Below are 26920 nucleotides of genomic sequence, written 5' to 3'. Positions count from 1 at the left end.
AGCAAATCATGCGTACAGAAAAAATATTCAATCTGAGCTATGGAAAGCCGAGACTGTTGCAGGGATAATCTAATACATACCCTTAGATTGTTTTCAAGGGAAAATTCACAGTCTCGAATACAACTCGGTTTGTTGCACCGTGGCATACAGTGAATCTTGTTTAGAGAACCGACGGTGCACTCAGCCGCTCCCTGACGGGACGAAGAGGATCAAGCAAACCAAGGTCATAGTTAATCGTCGTCTCAAGGTTGCCCTTGTGATCAACGTAGTGAGAAATCGCTTCGTGCGAGACACTCTTCCTAGACCGCGAGGAGAGACGGGGGTGAGAACGTGAGAATGCTCCCGCGATTGTTCGTGAACTGGAAAGACAGCGGCTCGAAATGATTAATGACGCGCGCTAAACCCTTTAGCTTCTAATCGAGGGCCTCCTCCGTCCATCCTTTAAACTCGCCGTGCAGGTTGTTTGCTTCCACCATTCCCAAGTAGGCAATCGATGATTGGGCTTGTAGCCCCTCCGCCATGCGTTGGAGAAGAGCTCCCATCTGTCGGCTCGGTTGAGATAGCCAGCCATGAACAGCCGTTTGTCTCCCTTGTCACTGGCGGAGTCGTCGCAAAATAGCTGAAGCAGAACAAAGTGTTGTCGTCCCCACGTATCTAGGAAGCCCTTTCTAGGAGGTCTACGCCGATAATCGTTACCTCGTCCACGCCCGGAAACGCAGGCGCGATCTCTTGCCACCGCTTCTGGAGCGCAGCAATGAGGCCCTCAAAGTCAACTCGATTGGCTCCTCCTGGTACGTCCCACCCAGCCTTTTCACCGTTGCGCACGAGAAGGAAAATGCCGCGCGTTGATCTGTTATCACGCAGATAGTCGCCGCAAAGCTGATTCTCTAGTCGCTCGAAAAGTTCTGGGCCGGTCCACTTGTCGGCCAGCTTCAACTCCGCCGGAACGGGTGCATCGAATCCCATACCGTGAAATCTGATGTCGGGTTTCTTGGCATCAGCAAACTCCTCTTCTTGCGGAACGGAATAGCGAGCAGAAGCCTTTTCACGGAGCTCACGCCCGATATATTTCCGCATATCGGTTTCAAGCTTCGCACCAGCTTTAAGTATTGCCGCAATGCTGCTGTCACCGTTCTCTAGATCATCCTTCAAATCGAGGAATCGCATCACCGCAAGCTCCGCCAGCTCTCGGTGACTTGCAGGTGTTCGCTCCAAGTGGTCATGAAAGTCGCGGACCTGAGCAGGCATCCACGGCGCAATGTCCGAATCTTGCTCGGCCTTCACCTTTGCTAAATGTGCCATCCATGGACGAGATTCCACCTCTGGGTGGCATTGCGATATTTCTTGCAGAGCCAGGAATGCTTCCTTGCCGGGTATCTTTTTCAGCAGCTCGAAAAGCCCGTTCCTCGAGTCCTGCGCCTTGTCGCGCAAATCTGGGGAATAGACGCCTTTGCCAGCACGATCAATGTCTTCGCTTCGCCGGATGTGATCATGCATCAACAGGTAGAGAGTTTTCAAATGTCGGGGTGTTTGATAGCCAGACTTAGTGCTGGCCGCACTTCTGCGTCCACCCCATAGGTTTGTTACGAAGTTCATCGCAAATTCTGTACGCGCCTCGCCCTCTGGCAATTCTTCCAAATAGGCAGCAAAATCGGGAATTGCGGCTTGAATAGCCCCGAGTTTCGTAGACACCCTCGGGTTACGTTTTCTGCTGTTTTTCGAACTCGACGGGTGACAGCATCCCGTTCCTGACATGTTTGCGTTTCGCGTTGTAGAACATCTCGATGTAGTCGAACACGTCCTGCCTGGCTTCGTCTCGTGATCGATAGACTTTTCGCCGTATGCGCTCGCGCTTCAGCAGATTGAAGAAGCTCTCAGCCACGGCATTGTCATGGCAGTTGCCCCGCCGGCTCATCGAATGAACCAGATTGTGGTGCCTCAGGAATGCTGCCCAGTCCATACTGGTAAATTGCGATCCCTGATCCGAATGCACCAGAACCTTTTCCTTTGGCTTCCGCCTCCAGACAGCCATCAGCAGCGCCTGCAGCACGACATCCGTTGTCTGTCGGCTCTGCATCGACCAGCCGATGACGCGGCGGGAATAGAGATCGATCACCACCGCGAGATAGGCGAAACCTTCGTTGGTTCGGATGTAGGTTATGTCGGTGACCCAGGCCTTGTCCGGGGCCGCGACGTCGAATTGCCGAGCCAGCGTGTTGTCGATGACAATGGAAGGCCTGCCGCCGTAAATTCCAGGACGGCGCTTGTATCCGATCTGAGCCTTTATCCCGGCGATCCGCGTCAGGCGGGCAACCCGGTTGGGGCAGGATGTCTCGCCGTGGTCGAGCAGGTCGTCATGAAGCTTGCGGTAGCCGTAGACCTTGCCACTTTCCTCCCAGGCTTTCCGCAGAAGCCCAATTTGCCGTTTGTCTTCACAAGCCCGCTTGCTCAAGGGCATCCGGAGCCAGGCGTAAAAGCCGCTGGGATGGATACGCAACAGGCGGCACATCGTCCGCACCGAAAACAGCTCCTGATGCTTTGCAACGAACGCGTACTTCACTTTGCATCCCTGGCGAAATACGCGGTCGCTTTTTTTAATATGTCGCGCTCCTCGGTGACACGCGCCAGCTCCTTTTTGAGCTGCCTGATCTCGTCGGCCTGGTCGCTGCCCTGATTGCCAAACGCCGAGGAGAACTTCTTCTTCCACTCATAGAGCGAGTGCGGGCTCACACCCAACCGCTGCGAAACTTCCGCAACCGGATACCCGCGTTCCGTGATCTGACGCACCGCGTCGCGCTTAAACTCTTCGCTGAAATTCGATTTGCTCATGGTGATCTTCTTGCCTCAAATTTAGGAAAGAAGGTGTCTACAAATCTCGGGGCTATTCAATCAGGCAAACGGCGATGCTCTTCAGGTCGTAGAAATAGAGGTTGGTCGGAAACTCTGGAAATGCCTTGAACGGAACACATTGTGGTTACTGACACGAGTCTGTCGCGGCCTGCCGGCCGCAACACGAGAATAGTGTATAAGTCTCATTACCGGTAATATATCACCGCTTGATTGATCGCTCAGTTGGCAAAACGGCTTACGAAGTTGAGAAGTGCCCGTAAAAACTCTTTTCTCTTGGACTCGTCCTCCCCTCCGAGACGCAGGAAATTAAACTCTCTTCGCGTAGCGTCGGCGTAGGACCAGCCAGGCGTTGTCAGGAGCGCAGCACATGCTCCTTCTGCTGCGTTGCCGAAGCCCTTTTCGCCCCGATTGGGACACGTGTCTCGACCGTCCCTGAAGGCCGGAATGTACAGCGGATCGTCCTTCATGTTTGCAAGAACGGTCTGGGCCATCAGTTCGTAGCCGACCGTCGAAAGATGCATATTATCGAAGCTGAACAGGCCGCCTTGACTCGTCTTCGTGCTCAACGATGCGCCGGTGACATATCCTGATTGCCCCCCTGGTTCGAATGGGCGATTATCGAGTTTTACATCTCGACCGGACGTCAGCCCTAGCACATTCTTAGCACTAATCGTAAGTCGAAACTCGTTGCAGCGATCTGCGCTTTTCTCATCAACGCACTTTTTGTAGTCAAAATTCTCCAAGGTTCCAGACTGATCAACATATACAAAGTTCGGACCCGAACGTTGATTAAATTGTTCGATGAGAGAGGACACGCTATTGTTCACCTGATGAACAAATTCATCATTATTATTCAATTCCGATGGAGAAACATTTCGAGTGCCGAAAAGACTGCTTTTATAATTTTTGCCGTCGTACACCAAGTTCGCTGGTTGGCTCGGAAGTGCAAGGTTATTAAAATAGACAGTCTCTAGTCTCGGAATTTTCGATAAACGCAGGAACAATTGTCGCAGATCAGCCAGATATCGAGTAGTGATGAACTCCCGGATCGTTGCCGCGTTGCAGCGTTTTGTGACTGTGATCTTATCCTCAAATTTTGTGTCGCATGCTGCGTCATCGAGACTCGCGGCTTCAAATGCCAAACGGTAAAGGCCGTTGTTTGAGCCAATATTGATCATCAATCGCTTGGGTTGTCTCAGCTCGACTTGATCCAGTGCAGACAGGTCATCAAGGCAGGTGTTTTTGGTCGGGTTGAGAACAAAATATGCATTTGCGTACAAAAAAGCGTCTGCCAGTGCACCGAAATCAGCCCCTCTGGCAGCCCTAGCAATCGCGTCGATTGCTGCACGGCGATAGTCTCCCGCTTTCCAAGCGAACATGTCCGATGAGTTGGCGCCAGAGAAAGCAATATTATCAACCATTTGTCGCCCGTTTGGCGGCTGGTATTGCAGAGCGAGATATTTCAACGCTTCGGCCTGCCTCCGCGGAGCCGACAAAAGTCCTGTCAGTCCAGGGATATTCTCCAGATTAAAGCCATAGCTCTGCGTAGCGCCCGGAGCGGCATCCTGCGTGTAATACTGAGGACCATAAAAATTCCGGTCACCGGTTCTGTCGCTATTTTTCTCCTCGATAAGTCCAAGTCGTATAGCGACAAGAGACGGCGGCGCCCATTCAGACAACCACCAGTTGATCCTAAGGGACTGCACCCCGTTGTAGAGGCTGTCGCCGATCGCCATAAGTTCTGGCTGTGAATAATGTTGTGCAAGATACGAAAGTTGGTTTGTACAAGAAGTCGTCGTATCTGCCGCTTTGGCGACACTGCCATCCCAATACTTGTGTCGATCGCCATTCATTGAATAAATTAGAGGGGCGCTGACGCAACCAGATAACACTAAACTAGCTGAAATTATAAAGCAGAAAGCAGTATTCATCTAAATACCCCACGGTTGGGCGAGATATTAATAAAGAAAAAGCCATATACAAGAGACAAATTGGCGAATTTGGAAAATTAAGCAAATTTTTTCTAGGATAAATCATCGAACCGGTACGCTGGCCGGTGAATGGACAGCACTGGATCGATCGGGCCGAAATTAATTATCCCTTTATGTTATTGAATTTGGAGATGATTTGACCAGTGGTTCATCTGTACATTGGTCCACTCTGGCATTCGCAGCGGCCTGCGATGTGAGATCTAGTTGTGGCAAGGTCAGGTCAGCAACAATCGCAACCGGGTCAAATCAATGCGGAAAGCATCTGTATGGCTGCTCGGTCGCTCAGCCTGCAGCCGGCGTCCGGTAGCGGACGACATCACTACGCGTGTTTAGACGCCGAGGAGTGCGCCCAGCCGCTCGGTGACCGGGCGGAGCGGGTCGACGAGGCCCAGGTCGTAGATCATGGTGGTCTCGAGGTTGCCCTTGTGGTCGACATAGTGAGAAATGGCTTCATGGGAGACCCCCTGCCCTGTTAGCATCAGCGAAATGGCAATGCGTTTCAGGTCGTAGAGCTGGAAGTGATCCGGAACGCCCTTAAGTTTTTTGAAGCGTGCGAGCCCCTTCCGGAAGTTGTCGCGCGGCTTGGCGCTGTCACCGTGGGACGGAAACACCAGGTCGCTATCGGGCCATCGCTCGCGCTGAGTCCGTACCATGGCAGCGACCCGTGTGTGGATTGGCACGGAACGATATGCGTATTCATAGGCGGCGCGGGAGAGCTTGATGCCTTTGGTGTTGTGCTTGTGCCAGATGAGTTTTTCGAGGTCGAAATGGGCGAAGGTGGCCAGGTTGAGGTCGCTTGGCCGCGCCATCGTAAGGAACAGGATCCCCATGTAGTTGCAGAGTTCAAGCATCTGATCGTTCGCCGCGGCCGCCTGCCCGATGACCAGAGCGTAGTTCCGCTTGGCCAATCCAGTCCGGTCCTCGAAATCCGGAACGGCTTCCAGAACAGGATAGAAGATGTGAGCGGCAATCTGGTTGATCTGTTCCATCGAGTAATCGCGGCGCTTCCTAACGGTTTTACGCCGGCGGATCGGGTTCGCGGGATTGCGCATGTCCACCAGCTGCATACGGATCGCCCAGTTGAACAGGGCCAGCGTATGCTGGAGGGCCTTATTAAAGGTGTGGCCAGACGTGAACTGCTTGAGATAGCGTTCGATGTCCAGCGGCTTGAGGGATGCCACAGGCCGATCGGAAAACATTGTCCCGAAATCCGTATAGCTGCGCCGGCTGTTATGTCCGCGGTTCGAGACAACGGCTGGGGGCCGCTTTTTCCACTGCGCAATGAAGGTAATGAAAGAGTCTTGATATCCCAGTGACAGTTCGGTCACATGGTTCGCCCAGTAACGGTCAACGGCCTCCTTGATGGTGAGCAGATGCGCACGACGCGGGTTCGTTTGGTCGAAGTCTGGGTTTTCTCCCGCTTCGAGTTGTCGCTCTCTCTGTGCGACGGCCAGTCTGGCCGAAGCGACGCTGAGAAGGATTGTTGATCCAAGCGACTTGCGGTAGCGCTTTCCGTTGAACTGGTAGGCGTGGACGAAAGATCGGTTCCCGAGTGCAGTTACCCTCAGGCCAAGTCCTGATACCGATCCATTGCGGATGCTTCCATCGGTCGCGACCGGGTAGTCCCAGTAAATTTCCTGGTCTTTTCCAGAGGGGCATTTCGCACTGTTAAGTAAATATTCGTTCAGATAGATTTTCGGCATTTCATGTAACTTCCATGTAACGGATTTATAGCAAATGTTACATGGAAAGTGAAGTAATGACGATTACACTAAGTGATAAAATGACGTCATTTGAGCACTTTAGACAAATTTCGATGTTATTGAAATACGTCCTGGGTCGGCTCCGAAGGAAGTGGTCGTGCGTTCGAATCGCGCCGGGTGCACCAATATTTTCAATGACTTGTCTGCTATTTCTCGGTTAGAGCGCCGTTTATGTAACTTTCATGTAACGGCGCTCCAATTCGCTATTCATTCTGGCTACTCCTCAACATCATGCCTAAGAATTCACGCTCACTTGGCTCGGCAGGGTTGTCGGGATGTGCTGCCGCAATTCTGGTGGCGATACGTTTGACTGCCATCTCTTCCTCAATTGATGTCGGTGGCCTGACTAAGTTCCGGTACGACCACCGCTAGAAGGCGACGCCTTTAACGAGGCGGCCGATCACCGTCCACGCATCGATCGGGCGTAAGAACAGTCCCGCGATCATCTCGCTATACCCGCCCCGTGGACGAGAATTCCGCGTTCTCCCAAGAAAGAGGTTTGGAGCCTTAAGGCGCATTTCCTGTGAAAGGGGGCCGAGGGGCGTTGCCCCTTCTCTCCCCCAAACAGGCCTTCCGCCCAGCTTCCTCCGCTTCGCTTCGTGCAGCCGGTTCCCCGCGAAGTCCTGTTGTCCCCTTCCAGCCCCACCACTCGCGCGGCCCCGGGAAGCAGGACCAGGTCCTGTTTCCGGTCCGTTACACAAACGAAGGGTAGTCCCATGAATATCGAAACCATGTCTCACACGATTGATGCCGGCACGTTCGTCGCGCTCACCATTCAAAACGAGGTGCAGGCCATTCCCCTCGCCCGCCTTATGCCGAGCAAGGCCAACGTGCGGCGCGTCAACGGGTCGGCGAACGTCTCGGAACTGGCCGACAGCATCGAGGCTCACGGCCTCCTCCACAATCTCACCGTTCGGCAAGGGAAGAAAGGCAAGTATGAGGTCGTGGCAGGGTCACGGCGTCTCGCAGCGCTTCGTCTGCTGGCTCGCGAAGGACGCTTGGCCTCTGACACCGAAATCCCTTGCAACATCAGGCATGCAGACAACGACATTGAATTATCCCTTGCCGAGAACGTGCAACGGGAACCCATGCACATCGTCGATGAAATCCTCGCCTTCCGCGAGCTGGCCGAAGGCGGCATGCCGGTTGAGATTATCGCGTCACGGTTCGGGCAATCGGTCATCACCGTGCGCCAGCGGCTGAAACTCGCCGACCTGTCCCCGAAGCTGCTGGACGTCATGCGAGACGATGGCCTCGGTCTGGAGCAGGCGCGTGCCCTCGCCATCAGCGACAGCCATGAGGCGCAGGAAGGGGCGTGGTTTGACTCACCGGCCTATCTGCGAGACGCACGCAACCTACGTGCTCTGCTGACCCATGAGCATGTCCGTGGCAACGACCGGCTTGTAAAATTCGTCAGTATCGAAGCATACGAGGCCGCAGGCGGCGGCATCCTCCGTGATCTCTTCGCCGACGAGACCAGCATCTTCCTGACTGACCAGCCGCTGCTGACGCAACTGGCCATCAGCCGATTGGACGGCGAGGTGGCGGCCATCCAAGCCGAAGGCTGGAAATGGGTGGAGGAGAGCCTCGATCCCTCCGTAATCTACAGGTGCGACTACGGGCGCATCTATCCGCATGTGCGCAGCCTATCGGATGACGAGCAGGCGACCATTGACGCGCTGGGTGAGCGGGCCAGCGCATTGCGGGAGCAGCTTGAGGCCTACGTCGAAGGTGACGAAGCCATTGAGGCAGACGAAGCGGAACTAAGGGTACTGGAGGACAAGATCGGGGCCGCCCAAGACGCCGCCCGCACGTATGGTCCCGACGAACAGGCTTTCGCGGGTGCCCTTGTCTACATTGACCATGGCGGGGACGTGGCGGTTGCTCGCGGGCTGGTCAAAGCGGAGGATAAGAGCGCGCTCGACCGTCTTCGTCGCGGCGATCTGGAACAGGCTGAGTCCCTCCCCTCCCCTACCGCCACCCCTGCCGAGACCGGCTACTCCGCGGTACTGGTCGAGGAACTGACCGCTATCCGGACGGCAGCCATGCGGACCGAGCTCGCCCATCGACCGCATGTAGCCCTCGCGGCACTCTTGTATCCGCTAGTTGGGCGTATCTTTCTCCATGGCTTCTATTCCAGCGAAGCCGCAGTGGAAATCATCGGTCAGCAGCGCGCTCTTGCGGCCTCCCTCAAGGTGCCGGGCGAGTCGCGGGCGTTGGGTGCCTGGGAAGCCATGAAAGAGGCGTGGGGAGACATCCTCCCCGGCGACAGCGCAGCCCTGTGGGCATGGCTTCTGGAGCAGGGTGTCGACAAGCTACTTGAACTGCTGGCCTTCGTCACTGCTGCCAATCTCAACGCGGTCAAGAGCAAGCAGGACAGCAGCACCGCCCGTCTCGCCCATGCCGACCGTATAGCCACGGCGATCGAACTGGATATGCGCGACCACTGGACGGCGGACGAAGCGTTTCTGTCCCGCCTCAGCAAAGCGGAGATCGGGCAGGTGCTGGAAGAGGTCGGCTGCGCCACTCAGGCCATACGTGGCGTCGAGAAAGGCCCAAAGGCCGAAGCGGTTGTCGAAGCGGCAAACCTGATCGCCGGCAAGGGTTGGCTTCCTTCGATCCTTCGGTCGGAAACGTTCGGAACGGAATAGCTCCGCAGGCATCGCCCCACGGACTTCACAGATGCCCGGCAATCACGCTGGGCATTTTCCTTTTGTGAGACGGCGCGACGTTGCCCTACGAGGGGAGCCCCATGGCCCCTCCCCTCGCACTCCCCTCCCACCCGCAGGTTATTCGTTGGAAATGAGATCGATAGGAATGGCTTGACAGCCGTGCAGAACGGCAAAATAAACAACAGAAGCAGCTATTTAGAACTTACTCCATTCACTGAGCCGGTGGGTTTTCCCACGTTAAGCTTTCGTTAACTAAAAACAATTTGCCGAAACGGTAGAATCGCAGCTAATAATAACGCTTCTTAGACGCCATCGGCAGAAAAAGCGTTATTCCGGATGCGAGCGACATGAATATGGCAACCCCGATCGAGACGCTCGACTTCGGCCAGGAGATTCTCCGGCAGGGAGAGCTTATCTCCGACAACCTCAACATGCTGCGGCTTGAGCAGTATCCGCCCGACGCACAGAAGGGCCTGCGGTCCTTTTCGCTCGCCGAGGTCGCAGACTATCTCGGCGTCACGCAGAACCATATCAAGAAACTCCATCTTGAGGGCAAGGGTCCGGTTCCGACCACCACCAGTTCGGGACGGCGCACCTATACCGCTGACCAGATGATGGAGCTACGGCGCTTCCTCGACAAAAATGGTCGCAGCGATTTCAAGAAATACGTGCCGCATCGCCGACCGGGCGAGGGCCTGCAGATCATCTCGGTGGTCAACTTCAAGGGCGGTTCGGGCAAGACCACCACAACGGCTCACCTCGCTCAGTACCTCGCCCTTACCGGCCACCGTGTCCTGGCGATCGACCTCGATCCGCAGGCGTCGCTGACGGCGCTGCACGGCATCCAGCCTGAGCTGGACAAAAATCTGTCTTTGTTCGAGACCCTCCGTTACGACGAGGGGCGCAGGCCGATTACCGAGATCATCCAGCCCACCAATTTTCCGGGCCTCGACATCATCCCGGCCAACCTCGAACTGCAAGAATATGAGTACCAGACGCCGCTCGCGGCGACGAGCAAGACCTCGGCCGAGGGGAGGTTGTTTTTCACACGCATCTCGAACGCGTTGAAGGACGTTGAGGACCGCTATGACGTGGTAGTGATCGACTGCCCGCCACAGCTTGGCTACCTGACGCTCACCGCACTGACGGCTTCAACGTCCGTCCTCATCACCGTCCATCCGCAGATGCTGGATATCATGTCGATGAGCCAATTCCTGCTGATGCTCGGCGGCATCCTGGAGTCCATCCGGGGAGCGGGGGCGAAGGTGAACCTGAACTGGTTCCGTTATCTGGTGACGCGCTACGAGCCGACCGACGGCCCACAAGCGCAGATGGTCGGCTTCATGCAGGCGATGTTCTCGACGCGAGTCCTGAAGAACCAGATGCTGAAATCCACGGCGATCAGTGATGCCGGGATCACGAAGCAGACGCTTTATGAGGTTGAGAAGCACCAGTTCACCCGGAGCACTTATGACCGCGCACTGGAGTGTTTGAACGCGGTCAATGGCGAGATCACCGACCTGATCCACAAAGCATGGGGGCGGCGCTGATGGCCGTTTTGACAGCCGTGCAGAATCTAGGAAAGCCAATGACGATCAACGCGTTGCGGGAAGGGTAGGGCATCATGGCCAGGAAACACTCTCTGCCGATCCGCGTACCGGACGAATCCGAGGCGCAGCGATCCGGCGCCGAAGTGCGCACCGAGTATACGCGCCGCGGGGCTTCCCGCTCGATGCTCCAGTCGCTCGATGAGATGGCCGAGAACTCGATGCGGATGCTCGAAGGCGAGACGATCGTTGCCCTTGATACCGAGCTGCTCGACGGCTCATTTGTCGCTGACCGCATCGGCGATGACGAAGAGGATTACGTGCTGCTGCGGGAAGCGATCCGGGAGTCCGGCCAGTCCACACCGATCCTCGTTCGCCCGCATCCCGATGCATCCGGGCGTTACATGATCGTTTATGGCCATCGCCGCGCCCGCGCGGCGCGGGATCTCGGCATCCCTGTCCGGGCGGTGGTGAAGCCGCTCGAGGACATCGCCCATGTCATTGCTCAGGGTCAGGAAAACACCGCCCGTGCGGATCTGACGTTTATCGAGAAAGCGCTCTTTGCCAGTAAGCTACTCGGCAGCGGCATGAGCAAGGAGGTCGCAAGGTCGGCACTCTCAATCGACGACACCCTGCTGTCGCGCATGCTGTCGGTGGTCGAAACCGTGCCGGGCAGTGTGCTTGACGCGATTGGCGCTGCCAAAGGCGTCGGCCGCGACCGTTGGGAAGAGCTGAAAAAGCTGGTCCAGGTTCCTGCTCAGGCAGAGCGCGCTGAAGAGTTTGTGAGATCGGAAACCTACACGGCTTGCGATGAGGGCGGGCGGTTCACTCTGCTCCTTGACGAGCTTAGAACGGTGCGAAAGCCGAAGCGTCTTTCGACGTCACCGTCGGTCCGCAAGTTCGATGTCGCGGAGAAAGCCGTGTCGGTTGCGACCCGGAATGCCGGCAGGACTTTTACAATCGCGCTGACGTCGAAAGACGCTTCGGGATTCGGAGCGTTTGTCTCCGAGCAGCTTGAGACGCTCTACAAGGCGTTTCAGAATCACCAACAACCAAAATCAGGAGACTGATCCGCAAAAGAAAAAGGCCCCCAGAACGTTGCCGTCGTGGAAGCCCCTCTCGAGATTTAAGCACCCCGAGATTCGCACTTCCCCGAAACATAGTCAAGAGTCGTTGGCACCGTTTTGGTGAGCAGAATTCTTTTGCCTCATGAAAGGCGAAGAAAATGGAATCTGGACACGTGACGACGCCCTTCGGGCGGCGGTCGATGACGCTTGCCATGTTGGCAAGTCAGGCGGTAGCTCGCAAGATTGAGCCCGACAAAGCAGTCGATAAGTGGAAACTGTACCGTGCGTTGTGCGAGGCGAGACCGCTGCTCGGCGTCAGCGATAGGGCGCTGGCCGTCCTTAATGCATTATTGAGCTTTTACCCGAAGGGCGACCTTGCGGAGAAGCATGGCCTGGTCGTCTTTCCGTCGAACATGCAGCTGTCGCTACGCGCGCACGGCATGGCCGAGCAGACTATCCGCCGGCATCTTGCCGCCCTGATCGATGCCGGACTGCTGGTTCGCAAGGACAGCCCGAACGGCAAGCGTTACGCCCATAAAGGGAGAACAGGAAACATCGACGAGGCTTTCGGCTTCTCGCTTGCACCGCTGCTGGCCCGGGTGGAGGAGATCGAAGGTCTCGCGGCGCAGGTTATCGCCGAGCGACTAGCGCTCCAACGTCTACGCGAGCGACTGACGCTGTGCCGTCGCGACGTGTCTAAGCTCGTGGAAACGGCCCTGGAAGAGGGCGCGCCAGGAGATTGGGCCGCGGTTATCCTGCACCAGCGGTCGCTTATTACAGGCCTCTCACGCAATCCGACGCCATCTCAGATCGAGGCTGCGATCGAAGAAATGCAGATGCTGCGCGACGAAGTTGTCAACCGGCTGGAATTGCTTGAGGAAAGCAAAAAAACGTGCGGCAATCCCATTCAAAGTGAGCGGCATATACAGAATTCAAATACCGAATCTCTCCTTGAATCTGAACCGCTCCTCGAAAGAGAGCTGGGCGCGAAGCTGGTGACAACCAACAGCCGTGATCCCGAACCGAAGCAGCCCGACTCTTTCAAAGAGGCTGGGCGCAGGGCAGGCGTCGATCCCGCAGGCATGAAGTCCTTCCCGCTCGGGCTTGTGCTGCGGGCATGCCCGCAAATCGACGATTACGGACCTGGCGGCGCGGTGGCGAATTGGCGGGACCTGATGGCGGCCGCGGTTGTCGTTCGCTCGATGCTGGGTATCAGCCCCTCCGCCTACGAGGAGGCTTGTGCCGTGATGGGGCCGGAGAATGCTGCGACGGTCGTGGCCTGCATTCTTGAGCGGGCAGGGCACATTACGTCCGCCGGAGGGTATCTCCGTGACCTGACAAGGCGGGCGGAGCGAGGTGAGTTCGGACTTGGTCCGCTTCTCATGGCGTTGCTGCGGGGCAAGGGAATGCCAGTGAGTGTGAGCCGGTCGGCGGGCTGACGGCAACGGATCCGGAAGCGATTAAGAATCCGCATCGCTGCGGACGTCGCAGGCAGGAGAGGCCTTAGGAAAATGTTGCAGTCCCCAAATAGGTCAGGTAATTTCAGCTTATGAAAAAGCAGCCTTCTCAAACTGGACGGATCACTCAGCCAAGCAAGCTCACGAGCACGCGGGGGGAGAAAATCAGTGCCGTCGAAGGTATGAGTCTCAGTGCGCGGATGCGTGCCGTACTGACCCAGTCCAAGGACAAAAGCGGTGACGAGCGCCGCGCGCTTGTCCGTCAGCAGTTTACCAAAGTCAAAACCTAGCAGTGGTCTATACCGCCGAGCAGGATCCCGCGTGCTATCCCGGCACGACCGTGCTGATCAATAAGCTCGATCTGCGTAGCCAAGATGACCTTGACGAGGCCGAACTGGCGTTGTTCCTCATCCGGGCTGATGAAACGCCGCCGGCGGGCCGGTTTGACTATCCGCATTACATGGCCCTCCATCACCACCTGTTCCAGGACGTCTACGATTGGGCCGGGACAGCGCGGACCATCCGGATCGGCAAGGGTTCCAACTGGTTTTGCTATCCGGAGCATATCGACCAGCAGATGAAAGCCGCGTTCGCAGCGCTAAAAGGCCATAGCTTCCTCGCCGACAAGCGCCCCGCCGAATTCGCGGCTTTGGCGGCTGAGACACTTGCGTGGCTCAACGCCATTCACCCGTTCCGTGAGGGCAATGGCCGAACCCAACTGGCTTTCCTGTCGATGCTGGCCGAACAGGCCGGGCTGCCGTTCAATGATGACCAACTGGCCCGCGACCGCGTCATTGCAGCGATGATCGACAGCTTCGGCGGTGACGAAGACCCACTGCGCAAACTGATCCTCGATCTGGTCAGCTCCTGACACGCTACCCTGGTTACAGGCGTGCCTCGGGGTCCTTGCGAGGGATGGGATTGAACCATCAGCCGTGCCAAGGGCTGGCATGGTCCAGTTCTAAGTCCGCCTGACGTGGCGGGGTAGGGAGGTTGGTGTCCGGCTGTTGATGTTCCCGTGTTCTGTCTGACGTCATCTCGGCCTGGGTGTGGTCGGGTTTTGCGTCGTGGCCTGTCCCCGTCAATCGGGCTGCCCGCTCCGTTCGCTGCGCTCCCGTGTGGCCCGTTGACCGTGAGCGGCGCGTACCGCGCCTCAGGCGTGCCGCCGCCTGAACTCCCCGACCGGCCGCGATGGACGTAGCCGGAGAAACCAAGGGGAGAAATCTCATGACAACCGAAACCAACAAGCCCTCCCACGCCGTCTACCACGTCGAAGGCGAGGGCAAGAAAGCCTACTGGACCAAAATCGGCGCAGCCTGGTCGCACGAAGACGGCGAGGGGTTCAACATCCAGATCACCTGCCTGCCGATGAGCGGCCGCCTTGTGGTCCGCAAGCCCAAAGCCGACGAGAACCAGAAGGGAGACGCGCGATGAGCGCGCTCCCGACCCGGGAGTACCGGGTGTTCCTCGATATCTGGGACGTCTACGAAGTCACCGTTCAGTCGACCAGCGAACAACAGGCGCTGCCGAAAGCCGAGGCACTCTACGATGCCGAAGGTCTTGAAGCTTTCAGCCACGTCTACACTGGCACGGATGGGTTCCGCAGCGGGGAGGCCGAATAATGGCCCTAGATCTCGAAACCACCCGCATCCGCCAGCTTAACGACATGCTGCGCAAATGGCCCTTTCCACCGCTCGGTGAAATGCTCGTCACTACCGGCATCATGGCGCTCAGCGCGCAGGACCGCGTGGATGTGCTGCGCAAGGTCGCCGCGTTCGATGCCTTCACCGAGGATAATGATCCCCATGGGGAGCACGACTTCGGTGCCTTCGAGCATAACGGCACCAGATACTTCTGGAAGATCGACTACTACGACCTGAAGCGGGAGTACCATTCGCCCAACCCGTCTGATCCGGAGGTTACCAGGCGCGTCCTGACCGTCATGCACGCCAGTGAGTACTGAACTCAGGGGGCTTCGGCCCCTATTTTAGGCTTCAGGGAGCTGGTGCTGCAGACGCTTCGCATTCGTCGTTGATGACGTCTGGCGCATGAGCCTCTACCCATGCTGCCTGACCTTCTTCACTGCAATCTGGCTCAACATAGGTGCAAGCTTCATAGACTCGTCTATATTCTTGTACCATCCGGCCATCGAAGTCCTCGTGGATAGCCACAACCGTTACGCCCCCTTCGCCGGTCAGTTTTGCTTCGACCGTACCTTTAAACACATGCGGTGCGCTATTAAGGTAACCTTGGCACTCACTGGTTATCGATACAAAATCAGCCGATTCCTGTCTGTCAATTACCTTACAGGCGCCATTGGCACGTTCGCTTCCGCCGACAAGACCCTTAAGGACGTCCACGGCGCTTCCCTCATTTCGATAGCACATGTCTCCAGAAAGCGGCATCTGCACCAGTGATCCATTCTGGTTTGTCAGGAGTTCTGTCATGCGGAGACCGGGCTCGCCCTCATGTTCGGCCAAATCCTGAATGCTGCTTGCGGCATTCTCCGCATTATCCTTCGCCATCTCGCCGAGCTTCCAAGTCGTCGCAACAGCTCCCAAGACGCCGGCAACACAGATGCCGCCTCCTACATACCCCTTTGGCTGCTTGCAAAATCGATTCAAGGCATGCGGTACAACCTTGGCCTGAAGTTGCAATTCCACAAAGGTAGACGCCACCATGCCGCTTAATACCCGCCCACGGCTTTCTCCATTCGCCACACGGGAAGGTGCTTTGAGAATATCCATGCCGGACGCGATCCAGCCGCCGGTCTTGCTTGCTGCCTTCCACATCAAGCTTGTCGGAACGGCATCCTCCATGAATTCAATTCCCATGGAGGCATTTTTCAGGATATCTTCATCTTCAGCACCGGCGTTCCTGCTGCATGCAATGAAAGAAAAAATCAGAATGGTGCAGAGAGGTTTTCTATTCTCGCGAAGCAATGACCTCTCCTTGAGGACAGCCAATTACAGGTCTGTGATAGCGTGGTTTCTTGGTAGAAAACAGCTAATATCCATAATATTAATGTATTTTTCCTTTTATCCTTTAGCAGTCTTCGCTGGAGACAGTCCTTATTCCTATACAGCCAACGCTCAGGCCAATACCGAATTTGCAACGCTCCTCGCGCAAGGTGAGTTGATCCGTAAAGATTTCGTAGGGAACGCTAAACCATTAGATCCACATGCGTTGATTTCAGGGGTCTCTGTCCTGATGCCAGCCCAATACGCAACGCCCTTGCTCAGAGTTTTCTTTCGAGGCGCGTCGTCGCTTCCGATCTTTGCAAAGCAAGGGTATTTTTTAGTATTTTATAATCCCGTGTCAGACGTTGCGTTGGTGACGTTCTGGAAAATCAACGGGACGACCGCTCTGTTTCAGAATGCGCACTTCATGCCAGCCGAGAACCTGTATCTGAAAAAGCAGCCGGAACAATTTCCCCACTGGATGGCCACCGAGAACTATTTTGCCAATATGCGTAAATCGATGACATTGATGGTCAACGTTGCAAGCGCTCCCGATGGTATCGTTTCTGAACTGCTCGGTAAGCTGTCAGAACTCCCGTTTGATAAGATCAATTCGGCACGAGCCCTCCAACGGATTGCTTTTGCTGCCGCTGGCCTGTCGGACGTGAAACTGCCGTGCGGTAAAGCCCTTACGCCTTACACTGAACTTGCTAGCCTCCGTCACGCAGCTGGCCGTTCGAACATCAAGGAACCGGTTGACCCGCTCTCTTTATCGGGCCTTGGCGGCATTTCCAACGCGGGGATCACAATACGCTTTTTCGTAGCAGGCGGACAGCCTGATCTCATCATCGCCGCGGCAGCTGACGAGCAGGATAACTGCAAGATAATTGCTGTGACGGCGATCAATGTCGCTGAGTGATGAGGCTGCCACATCGGCCGATGTGTCCCGTAATGCAAAGCAGATCTGGTGACCTCAAGGCTTTGCCAAAGCGGACGGTGAGCAGGCCGTGAACCTAATTGTGCATTTTTTGCGGCTACCACGTTCGCATTCATAAAGAGAGCTGTGCTCAGACGCCTGCCAACTGCTGTCCACTCCCTGCCACCAGTTGTCCGGCCTGACGCCTTCACCCTCCGGTCTGCTCAGGCTCAAGCAACTGTTTTCGTAAGAGCCCACCAGCTGGCAACCTTGGGAGGTGCCGCAGAGTTTCAGGGCGATCAGCTCTGCGCCTTGGTAAGTGAGCTGGTTCGTTATGCTCTCGACGCTGCCGGCGCTGCTGACGGCGGCCGCGAGCCAGCTCGCCGGGTCTGGCTGGCTGGACACAGAACCCGTCTCGCCAAGGGTGGCGAGGCTCTGTTTGAGCGCGCTGATTTCGGTGTCTTGCTGCTGAAGCATTTCGGCCTGAACAGCGACCCGTGCCTCGACGTTGGCACGATCAAGCCTTAAGGCTTCAGCCTGCCGCTTCAGTTCCTCGATCTGATCAACGCGGCTTGGCGTTTCCGGTGTGGGCACTTGGGATGTCGGTCCTGTTGGGTTCTGGATCGCCGTCTGCTGAGACTTGAGCTTATTGCGCATGACCTCAAGACTTTCAGGGCTGGGAACCGTAGAAGCGCTGTTATCTCGGGGAACGGCTTGGGCCTGCGGAACCGGCGGCAAAACAGCAGCGGCAGGACGGAGCTGTAAAGCCATGAAACCGACGACAGCCCCTATGGCTACCCCCGCGCACAAGGCCAACCCGGCATGCACCTGCCGGGGTAGGGGAGGGGTTAGCGTCGGGCTATCGGCAGGTGCTGCCGACGGCGCCGGTGCGACTTCAGCCTCGACAGGAACAATGACGGGCGGGGTTACAGGTGGGCTGGGCCACACAAAACGCTCGCGCAAATTGATGTTAATTTCTTCGAGCATAAGCTCGCTTGCTGGAAGAACACGAGCTGCTATTGCCGCATCTATCACGAGATGCGTTTGCTCGTTTTGAGGCGTAACCTCCAAAAGCGTCTTTCTTCCCGCAACCCACCCTGAGGGCGTCAGGTATCGTTTCCGTTTCAGGTCAACGAGTGCAAGACGCAATGTGCGACCGGCAGGAAGCGCAGTGGCAAGGGTGAGCACGGCTTCACCCGTGGCAGTGTCCAGTCGGACTGTTATGCCCATCACGGCCTCCAGGTGTCATAGAGAGAGGTGAAAAGCTCGCATTCGTAAAATGGCAGCAGGCTTGCGATCGCCGGTAGCTTGTGACGCAGCAAAACGATTTGCGATCCCTGCGGCATGGCGCGCAAGTCGCTGGACGTCGCCACCGGATCGTCCTTGTAACGGATCTGTTCCGCAAAGGTCTTTGACCTGCTTTCGGAGGCAGAGGTTCCATCGGATGTTCCCACTGTATTTCCCATGCCGCCGCCGCCGCTGCCCCAGCTGTGATTGCGGCTGCTACCAGACGTGTCGCTGGAGCTGGAACCGAGAGTGTAGCTCTGACTCCCCGAGGCCGTGAAATAACGCATGGCATACTCGCCGGTCTTGCCAAGCTGTTGGGAGAGGAAGTCGCAAATATCCGGATCGGCCATACCGAAGTAGCAGGACGCGCCGGCATTCGACACGAAGGTGCTCCAGTTTTCCTTGTAGATTTCCTTCAGCTGCCCGAGGCTTTGGGCAAAGGTCCAGATCTGTACCCCGTAACCGGCGAGATAGGCCATACCCTGTTCAATCGGGGCCATATGCCCGAGCGACGGAAACTCGTCGAGCAGGAACAGGACCGGGCAGGGCGGTTTGGTCCGCCAGCCCGCCTCGACATGGGCTGGGTCTGACCAGTCGTTGGAGCGTGTCATCTCAACGGCAGCAAGTCCGACGATCATGCGCAGGACCGAACGATACTCTTTCAGGTATTCAGCCGGTATCATGACGTAAAGCGTGGTTGGTGCGGGATCGTCATTTTCTGGACGGCACATCGAGCGCTTCAGATCGGAAAAGCGGAAATCGCTTTCCTGCGTCGCGTTCTGGAGACGCTCCGACAGCCAGATACTCATCGCCGATCGGCAGGTCGACAGGATGCCGGCACGGACCTTGTCCTCGTGCTCGATCGACTGCGTGACCATCGCGCCTAAGATTTTATCGTTACACTGGTCGGCCCATAGCTTGATGGCATCCGTCGTTTTCACGAACGGCGACGTTGTGTCGTCGTCATCTGGAGAGAGCACAGGAAACAGAAGCTCGACCACCCGGCCCATCACCCGGTCATAATGCCCGGGCTGATAACGCGTTGCCACGTACAGCAGGAGCATGGTGAGGAGGTTCCGCGCCTCGATGTCCCAGAAGGTCTCGTTGGCGCGACTGCCGACCAGCATTTCCGACAGCAGGCGCGCATCGTCGAAGGTATAGGATGAGGGGCTGCCATCCTCCTTTACCCGAATGAAATCCAGCGGATTATAGTGGTTGGTGTCGTCGTCAAAAGGCGCAAACTTCAGAACGCTGGCGCCGTCGAAAAAGGTCTGCCGGTGCTTGTGAGTGACCTTGTGGTTCTCTCCTTTGATATCGATTACCAGGCAACTGCCGGCATACAGCAGAAGGTTGGGAATGATCTGGGCCGCACCCTTGCCGGACCGGGTCGGCGCGATCGTCAGGAGGTGGCCGTCGTCGTTGTACTCCAGTGCCCCGCTTACCGGCGAAGTGCCGCCGGATCCCGAATTGGTCAGGATGCCGAGAAAAGGGCGGCGACCACGCGGGAAATCCGACACCAGCGGATCGCCGTTGTCGCTGACGTCGTTACGCGCAAGCTCCGCGGTGATGAAGCACGACAGACGATGCTTCGGCCATAGAACAGGATGATGCCAGCGGCTACTCCAATAGTCTCGCCACAGGGCGACCTGCTCTTCGGCCTGCGACGTGAGGAGGGAGCCGCTCATCGGGGCGTCTCCGGCGTGGTTGGCGCATCAGACGGGGGTAGAGTGTCAGGAGCGGCCCGTTCGGCATCAAACTGAATCCGGTGCTGCCACAAGGCCAGAAACCGGTTCTTCTCCTCGTTGTCTTTCTTGGCCTGGATTGCTTGCTGTTCAAGATAACTATTAGCTTCATTCGCAAGCCGCTGCGCCTCATCCAGCTGGAAGGTCCAGATGACGGTCTGGCGCATGCGCGCCACCGAAAACCAAAGCCACTGTTCCCGAGGACCCGTCAAAGCCTTGAATAGGGCGATTAGGCAAGCCTTCAAATGGAATCGCAGGCCGTAGTGCGTGATCGGAAAATTCTCGAAGCCATACCGCATGAAGATGAAACGACCGTCTTTGTCGGCAGTGTGAACGGACACGACCACCGGGCGCTCGGCTTCTGGCATCGCCAGGTAGGTCTCGACATACTCGTCGGTATAATCCGGATTCTGTTCAAGCTGGCGGGACGCATACGCCCAGTGCCCGTAGGCGTCGAACAGCACCGTATAGCGCGGACGCAGCCGCAAACGGATTTGCGCCACAACGGCCGAGCTGGAGACGTTGTGAATTTTGGTCGGATAGTCGTCGGTCGTGGTGTTCGGCCAGGCCTCCTTCGCGTTGGTGCCGGGATGGAGGATGAACAGCCTGCGATTGAAGTCCTCGAACCGGGTCACAGGCGGTCGGTATTCCGGGAACTCATGGACCTCAGACGAAAACTCCGTCGGATCCGTTTCCTCCCCCCAGACGGGCCGGATGTTGCCGTAGTCAGGCGGCGCGAGTTCTATGGCAGGTTCCGCCTGTTCCGCCTTTTGTGGCGGCTGAATAACCGGCGCAGGCGGTTCGGGCATCGCGTGGTGGCGGGGGCGATGAAACCATGATCTGACGCGGCCGCGATTGAGGTACGCGGTAACCGCTATGATGGCCGCCACTAGCCACGCAACGACGTTGTCCGGCATGCAACCCCCGAGTTTGTCCCCGCCATATTTCTTCCACGGCGATCCCCATGCGTCAAGCATCGGCGTCCCTGGATTTGGCCCCTTTTCCCGACAGGCTGCGGCGGATGGCTACGCGGTCGGCGTGTCGTGGACCGTTGCGCTTTCCCAAGCGTCTAGTACTCTGGCTGGTATAGTGCGCACTTATGGGTTTGGGAAACCCGTTAGATCGTGGAGAACGGTGTGGCAATTTACAGCTTGCATCATAGTTCGATCGGGAAGGCCACGCAGACCGAGCCTCATACGGCCGGCGCTCATATCAAATACATCACGCGCGAACGTGCCGTCTCTCGCGCCGAGGCAGGACGAATGCCGGTCGACAAGGATAAGGCGGTGGCATTTCTGAAGCACGCGGAGGATCGTCTGCGTAAGAACGGCCGCGTCGCCGATAAGCTCATGCTTGCTTTACCTCGCGAACTTAGCGCAGATCAACGAGTCACCCTGGTCAGGGAGTTTGCTGAGGCGGTGACGGGAGGGCGAGCATCTTGGTTCGCCGCATTCCATGATAAACGCAAGGATGCGAAGAACCCGCATTGTCACCTGCTCATCTGCGACCGCGATGTCCAGACCGGTAAGCGCGTCTTCGAGACGTCCGAGAAAGGCAGTACCGAACGGCTTCGCGTGCTTTGGGAAAGTCATACCAATGCAGCTTTGGCGCGAGCCGATCGGAGAGAACGGGTTGACCGGAGAACTCTGCAGGCACAAGGCAAGAGCCGCCGCCCGACCATTCATGTAGGTGTCCGTTCCAAGCAACTGATCCATCAAAATCGGCGTCTGGCGTCCCGGGATCGAACGGTGCGCAACCATTGTCAGGCTCATACGCGCCAGCGTACTGTGGCCTATCCAGCCATCGATAAGGGGCGACTTCGGCTGGAGCACAATATCCATATCCGGCGCAGCAATATGCTGGCGACACGTCAGCTAGGGGGGGAGCGGGAGTATTGGGACGCGATCGACCAGGACGCTCTGGCGCGCGACATGCGAGAGCTCCGGCGACTGCATGCCGTGCTTGAATACGGGCCCGACGGCATCACGCCGATGCGGTCACGCGATGAGGGCTACGGCGGCCTTTAGACCAACTGCTAAGGTCAATGCCGCTCGTGAGGTTTGCGGTTGGAGGTCTGGAAGCTCTTCATGTCCTCCATCGTGAGTGTTGGGTGCTTTTTAGGGCTGATGAAAATACCGGCGATCTCACGGAGTAAGGTACGAATAAAGCGAATTAATGTAAGCATTAGCTAATGTAATGTCGTATTCCGAAGGTGTCAAATGAATGATGATGTGAAGAAAGAACTCCAGAGCCGAGTGATAAAGGCGCAAGCGGATGTTGACGTGAAGCGGCAGGAAACCATCATCGCCGCTAAGAACGTCTACGCGAACCCGAGAAACGCTTTGTCCAGTATGATGGACTATTCGCGGAAGCACGGAGACGGCGCTCTGGTTACCAAACTGGAACAGGACCCAAACCACTTCGGCGCCATGAAGGGCCATTTCGGTTCTGGTGACGCTCTGTCGTTGCAGGGAATGAGAGATAAAAAACTCTCAAAAGAGATTGTCCTCCAGCTTCCCGGTCTCGTTAAAGAGACGCTGGAAGCCGATAACAAATTGCTCGCACTCGAAAGATCCTTGGCAGACAGCGGGCGATCTAGCGGCCTGGCAAGGGGCAAAGACGGGATCGACTTTTCCTAAGAAGAAGGTCGGCGCGTGGCCCAACGCATTCCGAGAATCTGCAAGGCAAGCTGACCGGGGATGCCATAAGGGAAACCCCGCCTTTTTTCATACATGGCTTTCTGTGCCAGACTAGTTAAGCGACCATCCAACGGTTTCCAGCACCTTTCGCTGTTCGTCAAACGCCAATGGTTTCATATTCCAATCTCCGAGTTCATTTTTCCACATACGGAAAGTATCAACCGGGGTTTGCGAGCCGCCTTTGAACGCCCAAGCTATCGCACACATGTAATCCTGCGGAGATTCCTTGCTGTTAAACGATTTATAGCATTGCTGCCTTACAACCAGCAAATCATCCCAGGTAATCTTGGCCCCGATGGGCAAGCCAATCCTTTCGGATTGAATCTTTCGGCTCTTGGTCATCTGTGCCCGGAATGCCGCCTCGATGTCAGCAGGTGCGGGGTCGGACGCTGATGGTGCGTTTTCGTTTGTTGGCTGACTGTTAGCGGGCTCTGAAGGGCCGCAGCCAGTTATAACGAGTGACAGAATGAACAGGCCACACAGGCGTGTTATGCGGTTCTTTTGCTTGAGCAAGGTGAGGCTCCCGAGAGTGACAGACGCCCCACTCGATTATCAAAATTCACGAATTATGAGCGTAACGCGGCCGCGATGGTCACTGTGCCGTTTCGGCAAAGAACCGGTTTTCAGTCAATAAAATGCAGTTAAAATTAGTTATCAAAATATTAAAAAATTCAGAATTCCGCATATTGCAAAATTCGTGAATTATGAAACGCTGAAATGGCGACGATTTTCAGAACGTCCTACTTGATAACCTTTGATGATATACTTATCTAGGTCTTGAACATGTAGATCAGTGGATAGATCGGCCGACTACTAATCGGCGGGTCGGGAGTTCGAATCTCCCCATGTATTGAAGAGCGCTCCCCGGTTGGGTCGAGCGCCCTTCCTCATTTGTGGCATAAATCGCCATTATGGAACTGTCGCGATGGGTGGATTACGGACTAGCAGGTTTTGGCGGATAAGACGGATAGCCGTTTTCTACCTGGTCAACGAGTGTCGGCGGCAACGCGTCCATTTCAGTGGTACTGCGCCGCAAAAAATATTCCCGGAAGCGGACACACGCCAGTGTCTAGCCGCATTGACTAAGTTCCAACCGTGTTTTCTTGCGTCCGTCGTTACGTGCCAAAGATGTCACGCTTCAGGTCTGCGTACACAGCCGTTCCGGGTTTAACGAGTGGTGCTAACGTGTTTCGACCGAACGCGGCAGCATCGTTACCGGATTGAGGTATTTGGAGAAGCCGCTTCACCTTCTCATGGATAGACCCAATCGTCTTCTTGATGTCATCCGCTAGATTGCCTCGGACGACGCTGTCGGCAACGGCCTGCGTCTTAATCGCCAACACCTGTTGTAGATCGGCAGATTTGCCCAAACTGTCGCAGAGAGCGGTCAATACTTCATCGTCCCAAAGATAGGACTCGAGGTGTCGACGGCTCAGCACTGTAATTCCCTTGGACTGGAGATCGGCGATGTCAGCGTCCGCGTGATCGTCTCGGTCGATAAGACGCTTGACGCGCATGCCAGCAGCGATCTTCGGCAACGCTGCAGCGAGGCCAAGGAAGTCTCCTTCCACTTCCTTAGAGTTTCCAGCTGCCACGAATGTGACGTCGGAGAACTCGTCAGCAAAAATGATGGTGTAGATGCGCGCGTCGTGCTCGGCATTCTTGCCAGGAATCGGACCCGCCGGGTTGCCCTCGCAGATTACGACCTCGGAAGGGGCCACCAGCGATGCCAAGTCGTCGAGCGCCACGTGAAGGACATCGGCCCAGAATGCTCGGGTCGGCTTGGTGGGTTCGATGACTGTGGTTTGGTCGAAGTCCTGGTTGCCGAAATCGAGGAAGGCGACGGAGGTAGGGTCGGCGTCGTAGAGTTCTCGAGCCTTCCTCATCATTCCGATTGAATGTGACGCGATCCAGAGCTGCGATTCTTGTGGAACAAGATTTATGAGTTCTTCGAGAAGCGCGCCCTGAAGTCTGGTATTCATGTGCGTCTCTGGCTCGTCGATGCAGTAGATCGCGTCTGCGTAGCTTTTCCTCTTGACGACGATGTCCAGCATCAGGTCGAAGCTGGCCTTCTCGCCGCCGGAGAGGCTCCGATACTCGAAGTTCTTCGCCGACCCCTTATCGAACCTGAATGTCCCACTGTTTAGGGGATTGCCAATACCCACAAACATTAGGTCCGGGAACAGCCGGTTCATCGGATCTCTTGTTTCACCGAGCAGACGATCTCTATATTCGGTGAAGGTGGTCGTCCCAGGCTCGTTGACGAAGACATCCTCCATAGCTTGCGACGCCAAGCGGGTATAGTTGGCCGAGACGGTTGCGTCGGTCTCGATCAACTTGTTCAGGACGACCGTGTCGAGAATGTCATTCTGTCGAGACAGGCTCGTATGGGAAAACTCGGGATCGTTACGATAGGCAGTCCTTACATAGAACGTGCCGCGGCCTAAGAGCATACCGCTGTGGGTGGTTACAGCAATCTTGTTTTCGACAGCGGCTGCAGGGTTATCCGGGCGATTGTAGTACCCGACGTCTCCCGACCACCCGTACGATGAATCTATTCGATGCCTGAGGAGCATCGCGTCGAAGAGAGAAGACTTGCCTGATCCGTTTGGTCCCGCCAGCACGACCAATTTGGCGCTGCTGGGAATGTTTTTGATCTCTAAATTTACAAAACGGCGGAAGCCATTCAGCCTTATGCTAGAAATACGCAAATTGTCCCTCTCCCCTAGAAAGCGCTGAGAAACTATCGGTTGGAAGGAGAATCGCCAAGTGGTTAGTGGAGTCGCTTGCTTAGTGCATAAATCAAGATTTATGTTCTAGCTTGTCCGACTTGCCAAAACAACGCCTTGCACTGAACATAAGTCATGAACAAAACAGCCCCTCCCCTCCGTCTTGTTGGCTATGCCCGCGTTAGCACCGTGGGTCAGACCCTGGAGGCCCAGCTTGAGCAACTGGAGGCAGCGGGGTGCGAGGTGATCTATCAAGAGAAGGCCAGTGGCGCCCGCGACGATCGCAAGCAGCTGGTGAAGATGCTGAAGAACCTGCGCGAGGGCGATCTCGTCGTGGTCACGCGGACCGACCGCCTCGCCCGCTCGATTTTCCAGATGTTCCGGATCGTCAGCCAGATCGTCGATGCCGGCGCCAACTTTCGCGACTTGGCGCAGCCCTTGGCTGACACATCCACGAGTTCCGGCCGGATGTATCTGGCAATCCTCGGCGGCTTGGCCGAGATCGAGCGGGAGTTGATCGCCAGCCGGACGGCCGAGGGCCGCGCCCGTTCAACGAAGCGCATGGGACGACCGTTCAAACTCACGCCCGCCCAGCAGGCCGAGGCGCTTGAACGCAAAGCCAGCGGCGAACCGCTGACCGATATCGCCCGCTCGTACAATGTCAGCCACATGACCATCCAGCGCCTTCGGCCACCGGTGTGAGTAAGTTGGACGTGACCAGATTAGGTTTGAGAACTGCGCCGCTTGCGGGGCCGCTTGGCAGGCTTTTCCTCGACGGGTTCACTCGTGCCGGTAGCTCCAGGTTCCGATACGGCTTTTGCTGATCGGATGTGGCCCAGGCCCAGTGACCGGGCCAGTTCCGAGCGCCTTGCGCCGTAAGCGGGTGCGGTCATGGGGTACTCTTTCGGAAGCCCCCACTTTTCGCGGTACTCGTCAGGTGTCATAGCGTAATGAACCTGCAGATGCCGCTTGAGAGTTTTGAATTTTTTGCCGTCTTCCAGGCAGATCAGATAGTCGTCATGGACTGACTTGCGGATCGGGACAGCCGGAACAGGCTTGTCTGCAGGTTGCTCGGGCTCGGGGGCATTGCCAAGACCACCGAGGGAGGCATGGACCTGGCCAATCAAGCCCGGAAGCTGGTCCGCCGGCAGCTTGTGTTTCGTGACGTAGGCCGCGACAATCCGGGCGGTCAGCGTGATGACCGGATCATCACCGGGCGGGTTGTCGAGCATTTTGTTCT

General features: G+C 56.6%; 23 protein-coding genes and 1 tRNA gene. 13 read left to right on the top strand and 11 right to left on the bottom strand.

Features of this window, described 5'->3' with window-relative positions; translation table 11 throughout:
- Positions 1 to 654: 654 nt before the first annotated feature.
- From C8J33_RS24190 to C8J33_RS24175, 4 genes are all read right to left on the bottom strand, one after another.
- Positions 655 to 1692, bottom strand: a complete 1038-nt coding sequence (locus tag C8J33_RS24190) for a hypothetical protein (protein ID WP_207904059.1) — start codon at positions 1690 to 1692, stop codon at positions 655 to 657.
- Positions 1693 to 1699: 7 nt separating this feature from the next.
- A protein-coding gene (locus C8J33_RS24185; protein WP_132665647.1) for an IS3 family transposase occupies positions 1700 to 2829 on the bottom strand; the annotation gives its coding sequence in 2 pieces (ribosomal slippage) (positions 1700 to 2586 and positions 2586 to 2829; 1131 coding nt in all).
- Positions 2830 to 3068: 239 nt separating this feature from the next.
- Positions 3069 to 4781 carry an SGNH/GDSL hydrolase family protein gene (locus C8J33_RS24180; protein ID WP_132665646.1) on the bottom strand — a complete coding sequence of 571 codons (1713 nt, stop codon included), beginning with the start codon at positions 4779 to 4781 and terminating at the stop codon, positions 3069 to 3071.
- Between the two features lie 389 nt (positions 4782 to 5170).
- Positions 5171 to 6544, bottom strand: a complete 1374-nt coding sequence (locus C8J33_RS24175) for a tyrosine-type recombinase/integrase (RefSeq protein ID WP_132665645.1) — start codon at positions 6542 to 6544, stop codon at positions 5171 to 5173.
- Positions 6545 to 7320: 776 nt separating this feature from the next.
- On the opposite strand from C8J33_RS24175, the gene C8J33_RS24170 reads away from it, so the two are divergent.
- From C8J33_RS24170 to C8J33_RS24130, 8 genes are all read left to right on the top strand, one after another.
- A complete protein-coding gene (locus C8J33_RS24170) occupies positions 7321 to 9255 on the top strand; it encodes a ParB/RepB/Spo0J family partition protein (RefSeq protein ID WP_132665644.1) in 1935 nt (644 codons plus the stop codon).
- Between the two features lie 368 nt (positions 9256 to 9623).
- Positions 9624 to 10826: a plasmid partitioning protein RepA gene (repA, locus tag C8J33_RS24165; RefSeq protein ID WP_132665643.1), complete on the top strand. Its 1203-nt coding sequence runs from the start codon at positions 9624 to 9626 to the stop codon at positions 10824 to 10826.
- A gap of 74 nt (positions 10827 to 10900) precedes the next feature.
- Positions 10901 to 11893 carry a plasmid partitioning protein RepB gene (repB, locus tag C8J33_RS24160; protein ID WP_132665642.1) on the top strand — a complete coding sequence of 331 codons (993 nt, stop codon included), beginning with the start codon at positions 10901 to 10903 and terminating at the stop codon, positions 11891 to 11893.
- A 155-nt stretch (positions 11894 to 12048) separates the two neighbouring features.
- Complete coding sequence (gene repC / locus C8J33_RS24155; protein WP_132665641.1) at positions 12049 to 13329, top strand: plasmid replication protein RepC; 1281 nt, start codon at positions 12049 to 12051, stop codon at positions 13327 to 13329.
- Between the two features lie 310 nt (positions 13330 to 13639).
- A complete protein-coding gene (locus C8J33_RS24145) occupies positions 13640 to 14218 on the top strand; it encodes a Fic/DOC family protein (RefSeq protein WP_132665639.1) in 579 nt (192 codons plus the stop codon).
- Between the two features lie 356 nt (positions 14219 to 14574).
- Complete coding sequence (locus C8J33_RS24140) at positions 14575 to 14781, top strand: hypothetical protein (protein WP_132665638.1); 207 nt, start codon at positions 14575 to 14577, stop codon at positions 14779 to 14781.
- Entirely contained in the window at positions 14778 to 14969 is a 192-nt protein-coding gene (locus tag C8J33_RS24135; RefSeq protein WP_132665637.1) for a hypothetical protein, read from the top strand. Before C8J33_RS24140 ends, C8J33_RS24135 begins: the two co-directional genes overlap by 4 nt.
- Complete coding sequence (locus C8J33_RS24130) at positions 14969 to 15310, top strand: DUF3768 domain-containing protein (RefSeq protein ID WP_132665636.1); 342 nt, start codon at positions 14969 to 14971, stop codon at positions 15308 to 15310. The genes C8J33_RS24135 and C8J33_RS24130 overlap by 1 nt, the downstream gene beginning before the upstream one ends.
- Positions 15311 to 15341: 31 nt before the next feature.
- On the opposite strand, the gene C8J33_RS24125 is transcribed toward C8J33_RS24130, so the two are convergent.
- A complete protein-coding gene (locus C8J33_RS24125) occupies positions 15342 to 16289 on the bottom strand; it encodes a hypothetical protein (protein WP_132665635.1) in 948 nt (315 codons plus the stop codon).
- An 82-nt stretch (positions 16290 to 16371) separates the two neighbouring features.
- Between C8J33_RS24125 and C8J33_RS24120 the strand changes: the two genes are divergently transcribed.
- The gene (locus C8J33_RS24120) at positions 16372 to 17226 is read left to right on the top strand and encodes a hypothetical protein (protein ID WP_132665634.1); all 855 of its coding nucleotides are present in this window, start codon (positions 16372 to 16374) and stop codon (positions 17224 to 17226) included.
- Positions 17227 to 17280: 54 nt separating this feature from the next.
- On the opposite strand, the gene C8J33_RS24115 is transcribed toward C8J33_RS24120, so the two are convergent.
- The 3 genes from C8J33_RS24115 to C8J33_RS24105 are packed head-to-tail and all read right to left on the bottom strand — an operon-like array spanning position 17281 to position 21169.
- Entirely contained in the window at positions 17281 to 18453 is a 1173-nt protein-coding gene (locus C8J33_RS24115; protein WP_132665633.1) for a DUF4189 domain-containing protein, read from the bottom strand.
- Entirely contained in the window at positions 18453 to 20195 is a 1743-nt protein-coding gene (locus C8J33_RS24110; RefSeq protein ID WP_132665632.1) for a type IV secretory system conjugative DNA transfer family protein, read from the bottom strand. The genes C8J33_RS24115 and C8J33_RS24110 overlap by 1 nt, the downstream gene beginning before the upstream one ends.
- The gene (locus C8J33_RS24105; protein WP_132665631.1) at positions 20192 to 21169 is read right to left on the bottom strand and encodes a hypothetical protein; all 978 of its coding nucleotides are present in this window, start codon (positions 21167 to 21169) and stop codon (positions 20192 to 20194) included. The genes C8J33_RS24110 and C8J33_RS24105 overlap by 4 nt, the downstream gene beginning before the upstream one ends.
- Positions 21170 to 21388: 219 nt before the next feature.
- Between C8J33_RS24105 and C8J33_RS24100 the strand changes: the two genes are divergently transcribed.
- Together C8J33_RS24100 and C8J33_RS24095 are read left to right on the top strand one after the other, a co-directional pair.
- A complete protein-coding gene (locus C8J33_RS24100) occupies positions 21389 to 22279 on the top strand; it encodes a MobA/MobL family protein (RefSeq protein WP_132665630.1) in 891 nt (296 codons plus the stop codon).
- Between the two features lie 192 nt (positions 22280 to 22471).
- On the top strand, positions 22472 to 22891 hold the full coding sequence (locus C8J33_RS24095) for a hypothetical protein (RefSeq protein WP_132665629.1): 420 nt from the start codon (positions 22472 to 22474) through the stop codon (positions 22889 to 22891).
- Between the two features lie 111 nt (positions 22892 to 23002).
- Here C8J33_RS24095 and C8J33_RS24090 read toward each other — a convergent pair whose 3' ends face one another.
- Positions 23003 to 23464 carry a hypothetical protein gene (locus C8J33_RS24090; RefSeq protein WP_132665628.1) on the bottom strand — a complete coding sequence of 154 codons (462 nt, stop codon included), beginning with the start codon at positions 23462 to 23464 and terminating at the stop codon, positions 23003 to 23005.
- A gap of 266 nt (positions 23465 to 23730) precedes the next feature.
- Here C8J33_RS24090 and C8J33_RS24085 point away from each other — a divergent pair.
- Positions 23731 to 23804: transfer RNA gene (locus C8J33_RS24085), tRNA-Ser, on the top strand.
- Positions 23805 to 24066: 262 nt separating this feature from the next.
- Here the strand turns inward: C8J33_RS24085 and C8J33_RS24080 are convergent.
- Entirely contained in the window at positions 24067 to 25662 is a 1596-nt protein-coding gene (locus C8J33_RS24080; RefSeq protein WP_132665627.1) for an AAA family ATPase, read from the bottom strand.
- A gap of 153 nt (positions 25663 to 25815) precedes the next feature.
- Between C8J33_RS24080 and C8J33_RS24075 the strand changes: the two genes are divergently transcribed.
- The gene (locus tag C8J33_RS24075; RefSeq protein ID WP_132665626.1) at positions 25816 to 26382 is read left to right on the top strand and encodes a recombinase family protein; all 567 of its coding nucleotides are present in this window, start codon (positions 25816 to 25818) and stop codon (positions 26380 to 26382) included.
- 20 nt (positions 26383 to 26402) lie between these two features.
- On the opposite strand, the gene C8J33_RS24070 is transcribed toward C8J33_RS24075, so the two are convergent.
- The gene (locus C8J33_RS24070) at positions 26403 to 26912 is read right to left on the bottom strand and encodes a MucR family transcriptional regulator (protein WP_132665667.1); all 510 of its coding nucleotides are present in this window, start codon (positions 26910 to 26912) and stop codon (positions 26403 to 26405) included.
- Positions 26913 to 26920 lie beyond the last annotated feature (8 nt).

It is taken from the genome of Rhizobium sp. PP-CC-3G-465 (assembly GCF_004343445.1).
Lineage (GTDB): Bacteria > Pseudomonadota > Alphaproteobacteria > Rhizobiales > Rhizobiaceae > Ferranicluibacter > Ferranicluibacter rubi.
The sequence above is the reverse complement of the archived record's forward strand: the minus strand, read 5'-3'. Positions and strand labels throughout refer to the sequence as shown.